Source organism: Xylophilus sp. Leaf220, from assembly GCF_001421705.1.
Taxonomy (GTDB): domain Bacteria; phylum Pseudomonadota; class Gammaproteobacteria; order Burkholderiales; family Burkholderiaceae_C; genus Xylophilus.
Genome location: NZ_LMKO01000024.1, coordinates 17,394 through 32,229 on the forward strand (window position 1 = coordinate 17,394; position 14,836 = coordinate 32,229).

General features: G+C 69.7%; 13 protein-coding genes and 1 pseudogene. 2 read left to right on the forward strand and 12 right to left on the reverse strand.

Annotated elements, in window-relative coordinates:
- Nucleotides 1-15 precede the first annotated feature (15 nt).
- The 6 genes from ASE76_RS21265 to fliF all read right to left on the reverse strand — a co-directional run bounded on the left by ASE76_RS21265 (nucleotide 16) and on the right by fliF (nucleotide 7,209).
- Nucleotides 16-1,644 carry a flagellar hook-length control protein FliK gene (locus tag ASE76_RS21265; protein ID WP_055841517.1) on the reverse strand — a complete coding sequence of 543 codons (1,629 nt, stop codon included), beginning with the start codon at nucleotides 1,642-1,644 and terminating at the stop codon, nucleotides 16-18.
- On the reverse strand, nucleotides 1,644-2,117 hold the full coding sequence (gene fliJ / locus ASE76_RS15695) for a flagellar export protein FliJ (protein WP_055841519.1): 474 nt from the start codon (nucleotides 2,115-2,117) through the stop codon (nucleotides 1,644-1,646). Before fliJ ends, ASE76_RS21265 begins: the two co-directional genes overlap by 1 nt.
- A 2-nt stretch (nucleotides 2,118-2,119) precedes the next feature.
- Nucleotides 2,120-3,565, reverse strand: coding sequence for a flagellar protein export ATPase FliI (gene fliI / locus ASE76_RS15700; RefSeq protein WP_055841522.1), 1,446 nt, complete (start codon nucleotides 3,563-3,565; stop codon nucleotides 2,120-2,122).
- Nucleotides 3,566-3,569: 4 nt separating this feature from the next.
- A complete protein-coding gene (locus tag ASE76_RS15705; RefSeq protein ID WP_082448639.1) occupies nucleotides 3,570-4,349 on the reverse strand; it encodes a flagellar assembly protein FliH in 780 nt (259 codons plus the stop codon).
- Nucleotides 4,333-5,328, reverse strand: a complete 996-nt coding sequence (fliG, locus tag ASE76_RS15710) for a flagellar motor switch protein FliG (protein ID WP_055841934.1) — start codon at nucleotides 5,326-5,328, stop codon at nucleotides 4,333-4,335. Before fliG ends, ASE76_RS15705 begins: the two co-directional genes overlap by 17 nt.
- A gap of 153 nt (nucleotides 5,329-5,481) precedes the next feature.
- On the reverse strand, nucleotides 5,482-7,209 hold the full coding sequence (gene fliF / locus ASE76_RS15715) for a flagellar basal-body MS-ring/collar protein FliF (protein WP_055841528.1): 1,728 nt from the start codon (nucleotides 7,207-7,209) through the stop codon (nucleotides 5,482-5,484).
- Between the two features lie 174 nt (nucleotides 7,210-7,383).
- On the opposite strand from fliF, the gene fliE reads away from it, so the two are divergent.
- Entirely contained in the window at nucleotides 7,384-7,713 is a 330-nt protein-coding gene (gene fliE, locus ASE76_RS15720) for a flagellar hook-basal body complex protein FliE (protein WP_055841530.1), read from the forward strand.
- A gap of 465 nt (nucleotides 7,714-8,178) precedes the next feature.
- On the opposite strand, the gene ASE76_RS15725 is transcribed toward fliE, so the two are convergent.
- The 4 genes and pseudogenes from ASE76_RS15725 to ASE76_RS21400 all read right to left on the reverse strand — a co-directional run bounded on the left by ASE76_RS15725 (nucleotide 8,179) and on the right by ASE76_RS21400 (nucleotide 11,677).
- Nucleotides 8,179-8,478: a flagellar protein FliT gene (locus ASE76_RS15725; protein WP_055841533.1), complete on the reverse strand. Its 300-nt coding sequence runs from the start codon at nucleotides 8,476-8,478 to the stop codon at nucleotides 8,179-8,181.
- Between the two features lies 1 nt (nucleotide 8,479).
- The gene (fliS, locus tag ASE76_RS15730) at nucleotides 8,480-8,905 is read right to left on the reverse strand and encodes a flagellar export chaperone FliS (protein WP_055841536.1); all 426 of its coding nucleotides are present in this window, start codon (nucleotides 8,903-8,905) and stop codon (nucleotides 8,480-8,482) included.
- Nucleotides 8,906-8,992: 87 nt separating this feature from the next.
- Nucleotides 8,993-10,354 (reverse strand): flagellar filament capping protein FliD, encoded by a 1,362-nt coding sequence (fliD, locus tag ASE76_RS15735; protein ID WP_055841539.1) that lies wholly within the window; start codon nucleotides 10,352-10,354, stop codon nucleotides 8,993-8,995.
- 173 nt (nucleotides 10,355-10,527) lie between these two features.
- Nucleotides 10,528-11,677, reverse strand: a pseudogene (locus ASE76_RS21400) (flagellin).
- Nucleotides 11,678-12,049: 372 nt separating this feature from the next.
- Between ASE76_RS21400 and ASE76_RS15745 the strand changes: the two are divergent.
- The gene (locus tag ASE76_RS15745; RefSeq protein WP_055841542.1) at nucleotides 12,050-13,219 is read left to right on the forward strand and encodes a flagellin; all 1,170 of its coding nucleotides are present in this window, start codon (nucleotides 12,050-12,052) and stop codon (nucleotides 13,217-13,219) included.
- 102 nt (nucleotides 13,220-13,321) lie between these two features.
- Here ASE76_RS15745 and ASE76_RS15750 read toward each other — a convergent pair whose 3' ends face one another.
- Together ASE76_RS15750 and ASE76_RS15755 are read right to left on the reverse strand one after the other, a co-directional pair.
- Complete coding sequence (locus tag ASE76_RS15750) at nucleotides 13,322-14,428, reverse strand: DegT/DnrJ/EryC1/StrS aminotransferase family protein (RefSeq protein ID WP_055841545.1); 1,107 nt, start codon at nucleotides 14,426-14,428, stop codon at nucleotides 13,322-13,324.
- The gene (locus ASE76_RS15755) at nucleotides 14,425-14,835 is read right to left on the reverse strand and encodes an FdtA/QdtA family cupin domain-containing protein (protein WP_055841548.1); all 411 of its coding nucleotides are present in this window, start codon (nucleotides 14,833-14,835) and stop codon (nucleotides 14,425-14,427) included. Before ASE76_RS15755 ends, ASE76_RS15750 begins: the two co-directional genes overlap by 4 nt.
- Between the last annotated feature and the right edge of the window lies 1 nt (nucleotide 14,836).

The window sequence follows — 14,836 nt, forward strand, 5'->3', positions numbered from 1 at the left end:
AGCGTTGTGCGCGCCCTACACGAACAGGTCGAGCGCCCGGCCCGCCACCGCGCCGGCCGGCGCGCGCGCCGCGCCGCCGCCCGCCACGCCGTCGATGGCGGCGACCCCGCCCTGGCGCACGCCGCGGCCGTCCCGGCCACCGTCGCGGCCGGTGCCGTTCCCGCTGCCGCCGTGGCCGGACTGCGCCGTGCCCCGCGCATCGGAGCCGCCGATGCTCAGGCCGGTCAGGTTCAGGCCCTCCTTCTGCAGCATCTCGCGCAGGTCGGCCTCGGCGCCGCCCAGCAGGGCCCGGGCGTCGGCCTGGTCGCTGCGGAACGACACCTGGGCGTCGGAGCCGGTGAGCGAGATGCGCACCTCCACCGGCACGCCACCGAAGGCGTCGAGCGTCATCTCGGCGCTCTGCGTCTTCTGGTTGACCCAGTAGCTGACCTGGTCGGCCAGCCGGTCTTCGGCCGAGAGCTGGGCCGTGCCGTCCTGCACCGCGGCGGCGCTGGCGTCCGCCGCCGACACGCTGCGCCAGGCGGCCGCATCGCCGGTGCCGGAAATGCCGAAGCCGGCGGTGGTGGCAGCATCCGGTGCGCCGGTGGCAGGGCGGTCGCCGCCGCCGTGGCCGCCGCGCGGCGTGTCGGCGCCGGCCGAGGCCAGCGGCAGCAGGTCGACGGCGGAAAGACCGCGGACCGGGTCGGCGCCGGTGCGCAGCGCGTCCCGCGCATCGGTGGCCGCGCTGCCGGTGCCGCTCCTGGCGGCCAGGCCCGACAGGCCGGCGGCACCGGTTGCCGTGCCGGTCGCCACCGCGCCGACGGACTCCGCACCGCCCGCGGTGCCGGCGTCGCGCGCCGCGCTGTTGCGGGCGAAGGCGTGCTGCATCTGCGCCAGGATGCTGGTGAAGCCCGCCAGGCCGGCGGCGGTCTTGCCGGCCGCCCCGTCAGCCGGGTTGCCGGCGCCTGCGGCAGCACCTGCGGCCGCGGCCACCAGACGGGCGGCCGTGCCGTCGGCCGGCGATGCGTCCGATCCCTGCGGCGGCGAACCCGCCGTACCGGTTCCGACGACCGCGGTAGCGAGCGCGGCGCCGGTGGCCGTGGCGGCCGCCGCGGCGGCAGATGCGTCGGCCTTCGCCATCGCCGCACGACCGGCCTCGCCCGCCGCGCGCTGTGACGGCGTGGCGGCGCCGGTGGCCGGCAGGGCGCCGGGCACCGCCGCGCCGGCGGCAGCGACCGTGGAGCCTGCGCCGGCCGATCCGGCCGCCGCAGGAACCGCGGTACCGACCGCCCCGGCCAGGCCGCTCGCCGTGTCGGCGACCGCATCGCCGCCGGCCCCCGCCGGCGGGGGCGCGGGACGGGCATCGGCCAGCTGGGCGGCGGACAGGGCGACAGCGGCCGCGTCGGGCTGCTGGCCGTCCGCGGGGGCGATGCCCGGCACGCCGCCCTTGCCACGGCCGCGCGGCGTGCCGGGGGCAGCGGCGGTGCCGGTGCCGTCGCCGGCCGCCGCATCGCCTTCGGCCACCGAGTCTTCGGCGCCGAAGCCGCCCAGCAGGGACGAGAAGGCGTCGGCCGGCGGCGCTGCACCCGCGCCGGCGGCACGCGAGGCCTCGTTGCGGACGGGGCGCGCGTGGGACGCGGCGATGGGTTTCGATTCGATGGCCATCAGTCTTCTCCTCCAAATGCGGGTGCGGCCGCCAGCCGGCGCATCTGCACCGCGGCGAATTCGTCTACGTCCTTCTGGTCGCGCCGGGCCTGCAGGCGCTCGGCCTCCAGGTGCTTGCGCGCGACCACCTTCTGCAGGCTGCCCAGGCGCAGCTCGGTGTCGCGCAGCCGCAGCGCGCAGGCGTTCATCTGGCGGGCATGCTGGGCCATCACGCCGCGCTGCATCTCCACCGTCTGGTAGAGCCGGGCCATGAACTGGTAGTGGTGCTGCATCAGCTCGGGCGAGGCCTGCACCTGGGCCTGCAGCGTCCAGCGGCTCTCGGCCTCGGCGGCGTAGGTCTGCAGCTGGTCGAGCTGCTCCTGCGCCCCGCGCTCGGCACTGCGGGCCTGCGACAGCTGGGCCGCGGCCTGGTCGCGCTGGCGGGTGGCCAGGTCGATGGCCACCTGCAGTCCGCCGTGCAGTGCGTTGACCATGGCTAGCCCACCACCGCCGCGAGGGCGTCCTGGCACTGCTCCATCGTCGCCGCTTCGTGCATGCCCTGCTGCAGGAATTCGACCATCGTCGGCTGCAGCGCAATGGCCTGGTCGAGCGCCGGGTCGGAGCCCTGGGCGTAGGCGCCGACCTGGATCAGGTCCTTGCCCTTCTGGTAGCGCGAATACACCGCCCGGAAGCGCCGTGCCGATTCGAAATGCTGGGGCGTGGCCACGTTGTGCATCACCCGCGAGGCGGACTGCTCGATGTCGATGGCCGGGTAGTGGCCCGACTCGGCCAGCGCCCGCGACAGCACGATGTGGCCGTCGAGGATGGCGCGGGCCGCGTCGGCGATCGGGTCCTGCTGGTCGTCGCCCTCGCTCAGCACCGTGTAGAAGGCGGTGATCGACCCGACGCCGTGCAGGCCGTTGCCGCTGCGCTCGACCAGGGCCGGCAGCTTGGCGAAACAGCTGGGCGGGTAGCCCTTGGTGGCGGGCGGCTCGCCGATGGCCAGCGCGATCTCCCGCTGGGCCATCGCGTAGCGGGTGAGCGAGTCCATCAGCAGCAGCACGTGCTGGCCCTTGTCGCGGAAATACTCGGCCACCGCGGTGGCGTAGGCGGCGCCCTGCATCCGCAGCAGCGGCGGCGCATCGGCCGGCGCGGCGACGACGACCGAGCGGGCCCGGCCGTCCTCGCCCAGGATATCCTCGATGAATTCCTTGACCTCGCGGCCCCGCTCGCCGATGAGGCCGACCACGATCACGTCGGCCTCGGTGTAGCGGGCCATCATGCCCAGCAGCACGCTCTTGCCGACGCCGGAGCCGGCGAACAGGCCCAGGCGCTGGCCGCGGCCGACGGTGAGCAGCGCGTTGATCGCCCGCACGCCGGTGTCGAGCACCTGGCGCACCGGGTCGCGCTCCATCGCGTTCAGCGGGCGGCGCTCCAGCGGCAGGGCCGGCGCGTTCTCCAGCGGGCCCTGGTGGTCGAGCGGCACGCCGCAGGCGTCGACCACCCGGCCGAGCAGGCCGTCGCCCAGCGGCAGGCGCAGGGCGCTGCTGCCGGCGTGGCGGGCGGCCTGCGCTTCGGCCTCGGTCTCGGGGCCCCAGCGCAGCGGCAGCGCCGGCGAGCGGGCGGGCTCCACCCGGGCGCCGCTGGAGAGGCCCTGGATGTCGCCGGCCGGCATCAGAAACGCCCTGTCGTTCGAGAAGCCCACCACCTCGGCCAGCACCGGCGCCTGGCCGGGCATGCTGACATGGCACTGCGAACCCACCGGCACCCGGATGCCGGAGGCCTCCAGCACCAGCCCGGTCAGCCGGCTAAGCGTGCCGCGGCTGGCCAGTGGCAGCGGGGCCGTGGCGCGGGCCGTGGCAGCGGCGGCGAAGCGGGACCAGTGGTCGGCCACGTCCGCAGCGGCGTCGGCGGCGAGGGGGGATGCGTCGAAGGCGTGCATCGGGTCAATCCGCGTCCTGCGGCGCGGCGGCTGCCGGCGCATCGTCGGCGGGCGGCATGCCGTCGCCCTCCCCTGCTTCCCACGGCACGTCCAGGCCGAGGGTGGCGACGGCGCCCTTCCAGCGCGCCGCCAGCCGGCCGTCGATCACGGTGCCGGCGGATTCGACCAGGCAATCGCCCGGGGCCAACGTGGCGTCGCCCATCCAGGTGCACAGCACGCCGGCGAATTCTTCCTGCAGCGGTGCGCGCAGCAGCTCCAGGTCCTGCGGATGCAGCCGCACCACCGAGGGCCGGCCGTCGGCCGACAGGATGCCCAGCGCCTCGCGGACCACCGGCTGCAGCGCCTGCGGATCGACCGCCAGCTCGCGGCGCAGCACCTGGCGGGCCAGGGCGCAGGCGATCTCGAGCACGCTGTCGGCGATCCGCTGCTGCGACGCGTCCAGGCCCTGCTGCGCGGCGGCCACGGCCGCGGCCAGCTGCTCGGCGGCGGTGCGGCCCTGGCCGTTGACGTAGTCGTCGAGCCGGGCGTTGGCCTCGCGGGTGGCGTCGGCGTGGCCGGTGGCGTAGCCCTCGGCATGGGCGGCGTCGCGCATCTGCTGCAGCTTTTCCTGGACGGCGGGGCTGCCGGCCTCGTCCTGCAGGGCCTGCACCCGGGCGGCTTCGTGCTCGGCCGCGCGCACCGTCTCGTCGACCGAGCCGAAGTGCCACTGCGCGACCCGCTGCTGCCCCATCTCCTCGCTGGGGATGAAGCGAGCGTAGCGGCTGCCGCTAGACGAAGCTGTCATCGCTGCCGCCTCCCAGCACGATCTGGCCTTCGTCGGACAGGCGGCGGACCGCCTTCAGGATTTCCTTCTGCTGCGCCTCGACCTCGGACAGCCGCATGGGGCCGCGCGATTCCAGGTCTTCGCGCATCGCCTCGGCGGCGCGGCTGGACATGTTGCCGAGGAACTTCTCGCGCAGCTCGGACGAGGCGCCCTTGAGCGCCACCACCAGGGTCTCGGTGGCCACTTCCTTCAGCACCAGCTGGATCGACTTGTCGTCGAGCTTGCCGACGTCGTCGAAGACGAACATCTTGTCCATGATCTTCTGGGCCAGGTCGGCGTCGTAGCCGCGGATCGCGTCGAGCAGCGGGCCCTCGATGGCGGTACCCAGCAGGTTGACGATCTCGGCCGCGGTCTTGACGCCGCCGAGCGAGGTCTTGCGGATCTTGTCGCCGCCGGCCAGCACCTTGAACAGCACCTCGTTGAGGTCCTTCAGCGCGGTGGGCTGGATGCCCTCGAGCGTCGCGATGCGCAGCATCACCTCGCCGCGCTGGCGCTCGGTCAGGTGCACCAGCACGCCGGCCGCCTGCTCGAAATCCAGGTGCACCAGGATGGCCGCGATGATCTGCGGATGCTCGTTGCGCAGCAGCTCGGCCACCGACACCGGGTCCATCCACTTCAGACTTTCGATGCCCGAGACGTCGCCGCCCTGCAGGATCCGGTCGATCAGCAGCGCGGCCTTGTCGTCGCCCAGGGCGCGCTTGAGCACCGCCCGCACGTAGTCGCCGGTGTCGGACACCAGCAGGCTCTGCTGGGCCGCGGCGTCGGTGAACTTGTTGACCACCTCGTCGACCCGGTCGCGCGAGACGTTGCGCATCCGGGCGATCGTCTCGCCCAGCTTCTGCACCTCTTTCGGCGAGAGGTGCTTGAACACCTCGGCCGCCTCCTCCTCGCCGAGCGACATCAGCAGAATCGCCGCGTCGTTGAGTCCCTGGTCGTCCATCATTCGTCCTTCGCAGTCGCCACAGGCGCCATGATGCACGCGGCCGCGGACTTCAATTCCAGAGACACAGTGGATCCGGCTGTGCCGGTCCGCCGGTGTCGCCCCCGTGAGGGGGTTGGCGAAGACACGCAGTGCGCAGCCTGGGGGCGGGCGTTAGTTAGGCACATCGCCACTGACCCAGCCCTTGACGATGTTCGCGACCGCGATCGGGTTGCTCTTGGCCAGTTGCCGCGCATCCTCCAGCCGCACCTGCTCGACCGTGGCCGGCTGCAGGGTGGCGACCGCCGACTCGGGCGGCGGCAGGGCGGCGCGCGGCGGCGTGTCCTCGACCACGGCACGCAGCTGCGGCTGCGCCGTCGCAGGGGCCGGCAGCGGCCGGCCGACGGCCTTCAGCGCCGGCCGCACGAAGCCCATCAGCACCACCATCGCCAGCACCAGGGTGCCCACCGGCCACGCCATGCTGCGCACCAGCTCCAGCACCTGGGGCTGCTTCCAGAGGGGCAGTTCGGTGGTGTCGGCGGCCTCCACCAGGAACGGCGTGTTCATCAGGTTGACCGAATCGCCGCGCTCCTTGTTGAAGCCGATGGTCTCGCGCACCAGCGCGGTCATCTGCTCGATCTGCTGGGCGCTGAGCGCCTGGGAGCCCGGCTTGGCGGCGGCCCCCGGGGCGACCGGCACCGGCTGGTAGTTGACGACCACCGCCGCGCTCAGCCGGCGCACCGCGCCGCTGCCGCCGCGCACCGTCTTGACCGTCTTGTCGACTTCGTAGTTGGTGATCGACTCGCGCTTGCGGTCGCCGCCCGTGGCGGCGGTGGTGCCGGCGGTGGCCGGCGCGCCAGGCGTCAGCGCCTGCGCCTGGCCGTTGATCGGTGCGGCCGGCTGGGCCGGCGGCTGGTTGGTGGTGGCACCGGGGATGCCGCCGGGCGGCGTGGCACCGGCGCCGGTGCTCTCGACCACCTGCTGGCTGCGGATCGCGCCGGCCTCGGTCGACTGGTTGGGGCGATGCTGCTCCGAGGTGGATTCGGTCTGCGAGAAATCGATGTCGGCGGTGACCTGGGCCTTGACGTTGCTGCGGCCCACCACCGGCTCCAGGATGTCGAGGATGCGGCGGCTGTAGAGGGCTTCGAGCTGCTGCACGTACTGCATCTGCTGGGCGTCGCCGCCGCCGGCACCGGCGCCGGCCGCGCCGTCGGGCGGGTTGGAGAGCAGCTTGCCGGTGTCGTCCAGCACGCTGACGGCGGTGGGCGACAGCTCGGGCACGCTGGAGGCGACCAGGTGCACGATGCCCGCGATCTGCGCGCGGTCGAGCACCCGGCCGGCGTTGAGGGTGATCAGCACCGAGGCCGAGGGCTTCTGCTGCTCGCGGAAGAAGCCGTTCTGGTTGGGCAGCGCCAGGTGCACCCGGGCGCTCTGCACCGACGACAGGGCCTGGATCGAACGGGTCAGCTCGCCCTCGAGCCCGCGCTGGAAGGTCAGGCGCTCCTGGAACTGGGTCATGCCGAAGCGGTTGCCCTCCATCAGCTCGTAGCCGGCGACCGAGCCCTTGGGCAGGCCCTGGGACGCCAGGCGCAGGCGCAGGTCGTGCACCCGGTCGGCCGGCACCAGGATGGCGCCGCCGCCCTCGGAATACTTGTAGGGCACGTTCATCGTGGTGAGCTGGGCCACGATCGCGCCGCCGTCCTTGTCGGCCAGGTTGGAGAACAGCACCCGCCACTCGGCCTGCCGCCCCATGACCATCCCGACGATCGCGACCACCACCAGCAGCGCCACGCCCAGCCCCAGCCGCATGCGCTGGCCCCTGTCGAGGGCGGCGAGCTTCTGCGACCACGCCGGAGCGGTGGGCACGAGGGGAGCGGCAGGGAGTTCGGCGACGGCGGACATGCGGGCTTTCCGGTGGACCAGAGGCGGGAATCGCCATCTGGACGTCACGGATTATTCGGCCCGGGCCCGCCGCCGTTGCCGGGATAAGGCGCGGTTTCCCCCCGCTATTCCGACTCGGCAAGCGACAGCGAAACTTTAGGATCGCTTACATCCCGAAATGAACGAGGACCTTCCATGGACCTGCGCATCGCCTCTGCCTCCCTTCCCATCGCCAGCCCTGCCGTGGCTGCCGCCCGCGCGGCCGCCACCCAGGCGCGCCAGGGCGTGGAAGGAGCCGAGGGCGGTGGGTTCGGCGGGGCGTTGCGCGGTGCGCTGCAGTCGGTGAGCGCCGCCCAGAACCAGTCGAGCAACATGCAGCGCGAAGTGCAGATGGAGAACCCCAACGTCAGCCTGGAGCAGACGATGGTGGCGATCCAGAAGGCGCAGATCGGCTTCCAGGCCACGCTGCACGTGCGCAACCGGATGGTGCAGGCGTATACCGACATCATGAACATGCAGGTCTAGCACACCCCCAGGCTTCTCACGCCGCTACCGCAAGACTTAGCTCAACCCCCAGGCTCCTCACGCCGCTGCCGCGGCGTGTAGTTCGCCACCCCCTTGCAGGGGGCAATGCCGGCGGACCGGCGGAGCCGGATCCTCGGCATTCCGGGGAAGGCCGGTGCGCTTCTTTTTTCATAGCGCGTGGTCGGCGGCTGGTGCCGGCTGGCGGCCGAATCGGCGTTGGCTTTTTCGCGCGATGCGAGGTGCGCGCAACGGCGCTGGGCCTGGGCCTGGATGCAGACGGTCGGCGGGCGTAGCGTAGCGTGTCACGCGCGCTCCTGGGCGCCTCGTACCGTCATCCACACAATTGCTCTTATTTTTATAGCTACTGGTCGGCTCGCAGCGCCGGCTGGAGCAGCATTTTGTTCGAATGCAATGCAAAAAGGGCGCTGGTGGTACCAGCGCCCTTTTTGCTTGGGAGCGATAAGGTCAGTGGACCATCTGCGGCTGTCCGGCGACCAGGCGGTCGAACTGGGCGAGCCAGGGTTCGGCCAGGCAGCGGATCTCGGCATCGTTGCGCAGGATGCGCTGCATGATCCGGACCTTCTCGGAGCGGTGCTCGGGCAGCAGGTCTTCGTCCTGGGCGCGGAAGCGGAGCTGTTCGATCAGCACGGCGCAGGCACCTTCGTAGCGGACGACCTCTTCCCAGTCGCGGGCCTTGGCGGCGTCGAGCATCTTGCGGCTGCTGTTCTCGATGGCCTTGTAATAGTCGATGAGCATTCCGGGCATCTCAGGCTCCGTGTTGGGCGGACAGTCGTGGAAGGGCCGTCGCCGGAGTGCCTGCGATACCGCGCCAGCCTTCGGCCAGGGTCTCGAACAGGGATTGCACTTCGGCCATCGGGGCGTCGTCGTTGCGGAAGTTGGCCACCGTCAGGCGGCGAACGCTGTAGTCGTAGAGGCGGCGCAGGTTGGCCGCGATGTCGCCGCCCTGCTCATCGTCCAGGCCCATGCGCAGGCCTTCCTCGATCAGGCGTACCGCCCGGGCGATCTGCTCGCCCTTGGCCGGCAGGTCGCCGCGCTGCAGGCTGGCACGGGCCATGCGGACCGATTGCAGCAGGCCGTCGAGCAGCAGGTTCACCAGCTGGTGCGGGGTGGAGCTGTCGATGCTGGCTTGGCGATAGGTGGAAGCGGCGCGGGCGCTTGCGGGGGTAAACATGGTGTGTTTCCTGTGCTGGGTCTCTTGATTTAGTTATCGGTCGCTGCGCGGAAAAATAGAGGTTTTATCGAGATTATTTGAAGCGGCTCAACTGGTGCTCTTGTTCCAGTTGGTGACCTGCTGCGCGATGTAGCTGTTGAGCGAGGTGAGCGAGGCCATCTGCTTGTCGAGCGCGGTGTACTGGGCGTTCAGCCGCTTCTCGAGCACCGCCGCGCGCGCGTTGACCTTGTCCTGCTCGCTCGCATTGCGCTTGTCGGCCGCGGTCAGCGCATCGGTCTTGGAGTTGAAGCTGCCGTCGAAGGACAGCATGCTGCTAGTGAGCGTTTTGAACTTCACCGCGATGCCCTTGTCCGCCTCGGCACCGGTGGCGTTGGCGAACAGGTTCTTCACGCTGGCGGGGTCGGCGGCCAGCGCCTTGTCGAGCTTGGCCGAATCGACCGCCAGCCGCCCGCCGCGCTGCACCGCGATGCCGATGTCCGACAGCGTCGCGTAGGCGCCTCCCTTGGTGGCCGCGCCCATCATCGAGCGCAGGATGTTCTGCAGGTTGAGTGCGGTGGAATCGCCCTGCAGCAGCCCGGCAGTCTTGGTGTCGGCGTCGTATTTGGTCGAGCTCGAGAGCAGGTCGCTGATCGCGTTGTACGCATCGACGAAGGTCTGGATGCCCTTCTTGGTAGTGGCGGTATCGGCGGTGACGGTGAGGCCGACGGGGCCGGTCGTCACCTTGGACGCGGTGAATTTCAGGCCCGGAATGACATCGGTGAAATCACGGGTGGTCGAGCTTATCGGCAGACCGTTGAGCTTGCCTTCGGTGTTCTGCGCTGCCTGGGTGACTGCGAAATTCAACGCGCCGGAGGGCGCCGTGGCGAAACCGGACGAGGTCGATACGGTGAAGCTGCTGTCGGCCCCGGTCTTGCTGCCCCGCAGCATCAGTCGCTGGCCCGAACTGTCGGTGATCACGGTGGCGATCACGCCTGCGTTCTTGTCGTTGATCTTGCTGGCGATGCCCGCCAGGCTGGTGTCGTCTCCGTCGACGAGCGTCACGTCGACCGCCGTGTTGGTGCCGACCTGGATGCTCAGTGTGCCGGTGCCGAAGGTGGTACCGTTGGCGACCGCCGTACCCGAGACGCTGGTCTGGGCCTGGGCGAGTTTCGAGACCTCGAAGCTGTAGCTGCCGGCAGTGGCGATGCCGGTGACACTGGCGTTGGCCGAGGCCGAATCGGTCGAGCCGACCGTCATGCTGTTCCAGCCGCTGTCGCGCGTCAGCGCCGACGCGGCGTCGGAGAAGGTCGACGTCAGGGCCTTGATCTGGGAGAACGTGGATATCTGGCTCTGGATCGACGCTTCCTTGGTCTGCAGGCCTACCAGCGGCTTCTTTTCCAGCTCCACCAACTGGCTCACGATGGACTTGACATCGATGCCGCTGCCGATGCCGACGGACGAAATGGCCATGGTCTTCTCCTAGACGGGGGACGGCGTGTGGAGTTTGCAGATAACGCGTGACGGACACACGGCATCTGCGAACCCGCGCACGGCAGGGATCTGCAGAAACGACGAAAGGCGGCGTGGGCCCGGAGCCCTCGCCGCCTGAACGGGACGGAAACCCGCCCGCTCGTTCATGGCGATCAGCCGCGCAGCAGAGTCAACACGCTCTGCGGCAGCTGGTTGGCCTGGGCGACCATCGCGGTGCCGGCCTGTTGCAGGATCTGGGCACGCGAGAGATTCGCGGTTTCCTTGGCAAAGTCGGCGTCGACGATCCGGCCGCGGGACGCCGAGATGTTCTCGCTCTGCACGTCGATGTTGCCGATGGCGTTTTCGAAGCGGCTTTGCAGAGCACCCAGGTTGGCGCGTGAGCTGTTGACCTGGTCGATGGCGCTGTCGATCTTCTTGATCGCGGTCCAGGCGTCTGCCTGGGTGCCGACCGACACGTTGTCGATGCCGGTGGTGGCCGTACCTGTCGCCGCAGCGGTGGTGGTCACCGAGAAGCCGGCGTTCGAGGCCGAGAAGCCCGACAGCGTGACCGTCTGGGCGGTGCCACCGGACGTAACGGCAGACGAACGGATGTCGATCGTCGTGGCGCCGGCATCGTCCTTGGACAGGAARGCGGTCACGCCGGTGTCGTTGGTCTTGGCATTGATCGCGGCGACGATCTGGCCGACGCGCTCGTCGGCCGAGCTGGCGGCCTTGATTTCGCCCAGGTCCGCCACCGGACGAAATGCCGGAGGAGCTCACACTGCCGCTGGCGGTGCCGTAAGCCACCTTGGCCAGGCCCTTGCCGGTGGCGTTGGCGGTGGAACCTATCGAGATGTTGTCGCCGGAGTTGGCACCCACCTGGAACACGGCGCCGCCGAAGCTGCCGTCGAGCACCTTGGTGCCGTTGAAGCTGGTGGTCTTGGCCACGCGGTCGATTTCGTCCGACAGTTGCTTCACTTCGGATTGCAGGGATTCGCGGTCGCTCTTGCTGTTGGTGGCGTTGCTCGACTGGACGGCCAGTTCCCGCATCCGCTGCAGCATGTCGCCGACCTTGCCCAAGGCGCCTTCAGCCGTCTGGGCCAGCGAGATGCCGTCGTTGGCGTTGCGCGAGGCCACTGTCAGGCCCTTGACCTGGGTGTTCATGCGTTCCGAGATGGCCAGGCCGGCGGCGTCGTCCTTGGCGCTGTTGACCCGCAGGCCGGAGGACAGACGCTGCATGGACGTAGCCAGCGCGGACTGCGAGCCGGACAGATTGCGCTGTGCATTCAGCGAAACGACGTTGGTATTGATGGTAGAGGCCATGAAAAGCTCCTGAAACTAAGTGGTCCGGCAAAAACGCCGATCTCAACGCCAGCGGGAGGCTGGCACCAGGACCGGTGGATGCCGGTCAATGCACCCTTGCAGGTCCATTGCACATGTTTTCGGGCTCCGGTACGGAAACTTGAGGGTCTGCTGCGAAATTTGTTGACCAAGAAGCGCAGTTCCACGAAATCACCCGGCGATCTTCGGGGGTTGCAGGCCATGGAAGCCACCGAATTGGCGCGGTTTTCACCCGTTTTTCAAAGGCATGGCCGCGCGTCGAGTGCCCAGAATCCAGTCCAGCCCGTCGGTCACCATACCGGCGCCCCCTGTCCGGCGGCATGCCGGTTCTTTGTCTCGAAAAGGAATTCCGACATGGCTTCGACCATCAATACCAACGTCGTTTCGCTGAATGCGCAACGCAACCTCTCTGGCTCGCAGTCGACCCTCGCCACCTCGATGCAGCGCCTGTCCTCCGGCCTGCGGGTCAACAGCGCCAAGGACGATGCCGCCGGCCTGGCCATCGCGGAACGCATGAATACCCAGGTCAAGGGCCTGACCGTCGCGTCGCGCAATGCCAACGACGGCATTTCCCTCGCCCAGACGGCTGAAGGCGCTCTCGGCAAGGTCGGCGACATGCTGCAGCGGATGCGGGAACTGGCCGTCCAGTCGAGCAACGCCACCAACAGCAAGACAGACCGCGAGTCTCTTCAGTCGGAAGTCAAGCAGCTTTCGGAAGAAATCGACCGCGTGGCCAAGACCACCAGTTTCAACGGCACCAAGGTGCTCGACGGCAGCTTCGGCGGCGCCGTGTTCCAGGTGGGTGCCAACTCCGGCGACAACATCACCATCGGCGGCCTGGCCAACACGACCGGCAAGGGCCTGGCCAAGGTCGCCTACGGTACCACCAGCGGCAGTGTCACCTCCTCCAGCATCTCGTCGGGCGGTGCCACGGGCAATTTCGACGCCAAGATCGCCTCGGGCACCTTCTCCATCACCGTCAGCGGCTCCACCGCCGTAGACCTGGGCGAAATCAAGGCCGCCAGCTCGGCCGACGAGCTGACCGCTTTCCTGTCCAAGGACAGTGCCGGTGCTACGACGATCGACATCCGTTCGTCCGCCGTCACTTCCGGCGGTACTGCCCAGACCGTGACGCTTTCGGGCTTCAGCGCCGCGAATTCGGGCTTCTCGGTCACCACCACGACGGCCGCCGCTGGCACCGCCACCACCGGCATCGACAACGTGTCGGTCGGTACCCAGGCAGACGCCTGGACCGCGATCAAGAAGATCGACAGCGCCATCGACCAGGTCAACAGCTCACGCGCGGATCTGGGCGCGCTGCAGAGCCGGTTCGAAAATGCCATCGGCAACATCGAGAGCCAGAACGAGAACATCTCGGCGTCCCGCGGCCGGATAGTCGATGCCGACTTCGCCAAGGAAACCGCGAATCTCTCGCGTGCCCAGATCCTGCAACAGGCCGGCACCGCGATGGTCGCCCAGGCCAACCAGCTGCCGCAGAGCGTGCTGTCGCTGTTGAAGGGCTGATACCGCGGGCACCGCAGCCCGCGAGGGCTGTCGGCCGCAAGAGAAAAAGGCCGGGCCGCAGATGCGGCGCCGGCCTTTCCTGTTGCGGGCGCCGCTTACAAGTCAGTGGCCACGCGCGAGTTCCCGGATCGCCGTCGCCACGGCATCCACCGCCTCCAGCGGCATGGTAGGCCCCAGCGGCAGGCTCAGCACCTCGCGGTGCAGACGCTCGGTGAGCGGAAAGCGGCCCGCAGCCAGCCCCAGCGACGCGTAGGCAGGCTGCAGGTGCGGCGGCACCGGGTAGTGAACCATCGTGCCGATGCCCCGGGCCCGCAGCCCAGCGGCCAGCGCGTCGCGCCGTTCGGAGCGGATGACATGCAGGTGCCAGGCGCTCTGCCCGCCGGCCACGTCCACCGGCAGGACGATGCCGGGCACGCCCTCCAGTTGCGCGCGGTACCGGGCGGCCAAGGCCCGCCGGTGAGCGTTGTCGGCGTCGAGCTGCGGCAGCTTGGCCGACAGGAATGCCGCCTGCAGGTCGTCCAGCCGGGCGTTGTAGCCGGCGACCGCATGGTGGTACTTCACCTCGGAGCCGTAGTTGCGCAGCATCCGCAGCCGGGCGGCCAGGTCGGCATCGTCGGTCACGACCGCACCGCCGTCGCCCAGCGCGCCCAGGTTCTTGCCGGGATAGAAGCTGAAACCCGCCGCATCGCCCAAGGTTCCGGCGCGGCGGCCTTTGTGGGACGCCCCATGGGCCTGGGCCGCGTCCTCCAGGACCCGCAGCCCATGCCGCGCGGCGATGGCGGTGATCTCGTCCATCGCGGCGACCTCGCCGTACAGGTGCACCGGCAGGATAGCCCGGGTCCGGAGGGTGATGGCCTGCTCGATGCGGGCCGGGTCGATGTTGAAACCCTCTGCCACCGGCTCCACCGGCACCGGCCGCGCGCCCGCATGGCTGACCGCCAGCCAGGTGGCGACGAAGGTGTTGGCCGGCACGATCACCTCGTCGCCGGGGCCGATGCCCCACGCCCGCAGCACCAGGTGGAGCGCCTCCAGCCCGTTGGCCACGCCCACGCAGTGCGCCGCACCGCAGTAGGACGCGAAGGCCTGCTCGAATGTCTCGACCTCCTGGCCCAGGATGTACCAGCCCGAGGCCAGCACCCGGTCGAAGGCGGCACGCAGGGCGGGCTCGTGCGGCCGGTTGACCTCCTTCAGGTCGAGGAAATCGATCATTTCCGCCACCGGGCGTCCATGAAGTCGCCGTAGTCGCGGTGGTAGTCGGCCTCGTCGAAATGCGCCGACGCCAGCACCATGCACACCGAACCGGAGGAGAAGTTGTCGAGTTCGCGCCAGATCATCGGGCAGATGTAGAGCCCGTTGTAGGAGCGGCTCAGGTGCACCCGCTTGCGGTCGCGGCCATCGTCGAGCACGACGTCGAAGCTGCCCGACATCGCCACCATGAACTGGTGCAGCGTCTTGTGCGCGTGCCCGCCGCGGTCGGAGCCGCCCGGTACGTCGTAGAGGTAATACACCCGCTCGATGGAAAAGGGAATGTGGTGTCCCCCTTCGATAAAGGTGAGGTTGCCGCGGGGATCGTGGATCTTCGGCAATTCGATCATCTTGCAATCGGCCAGCGACATG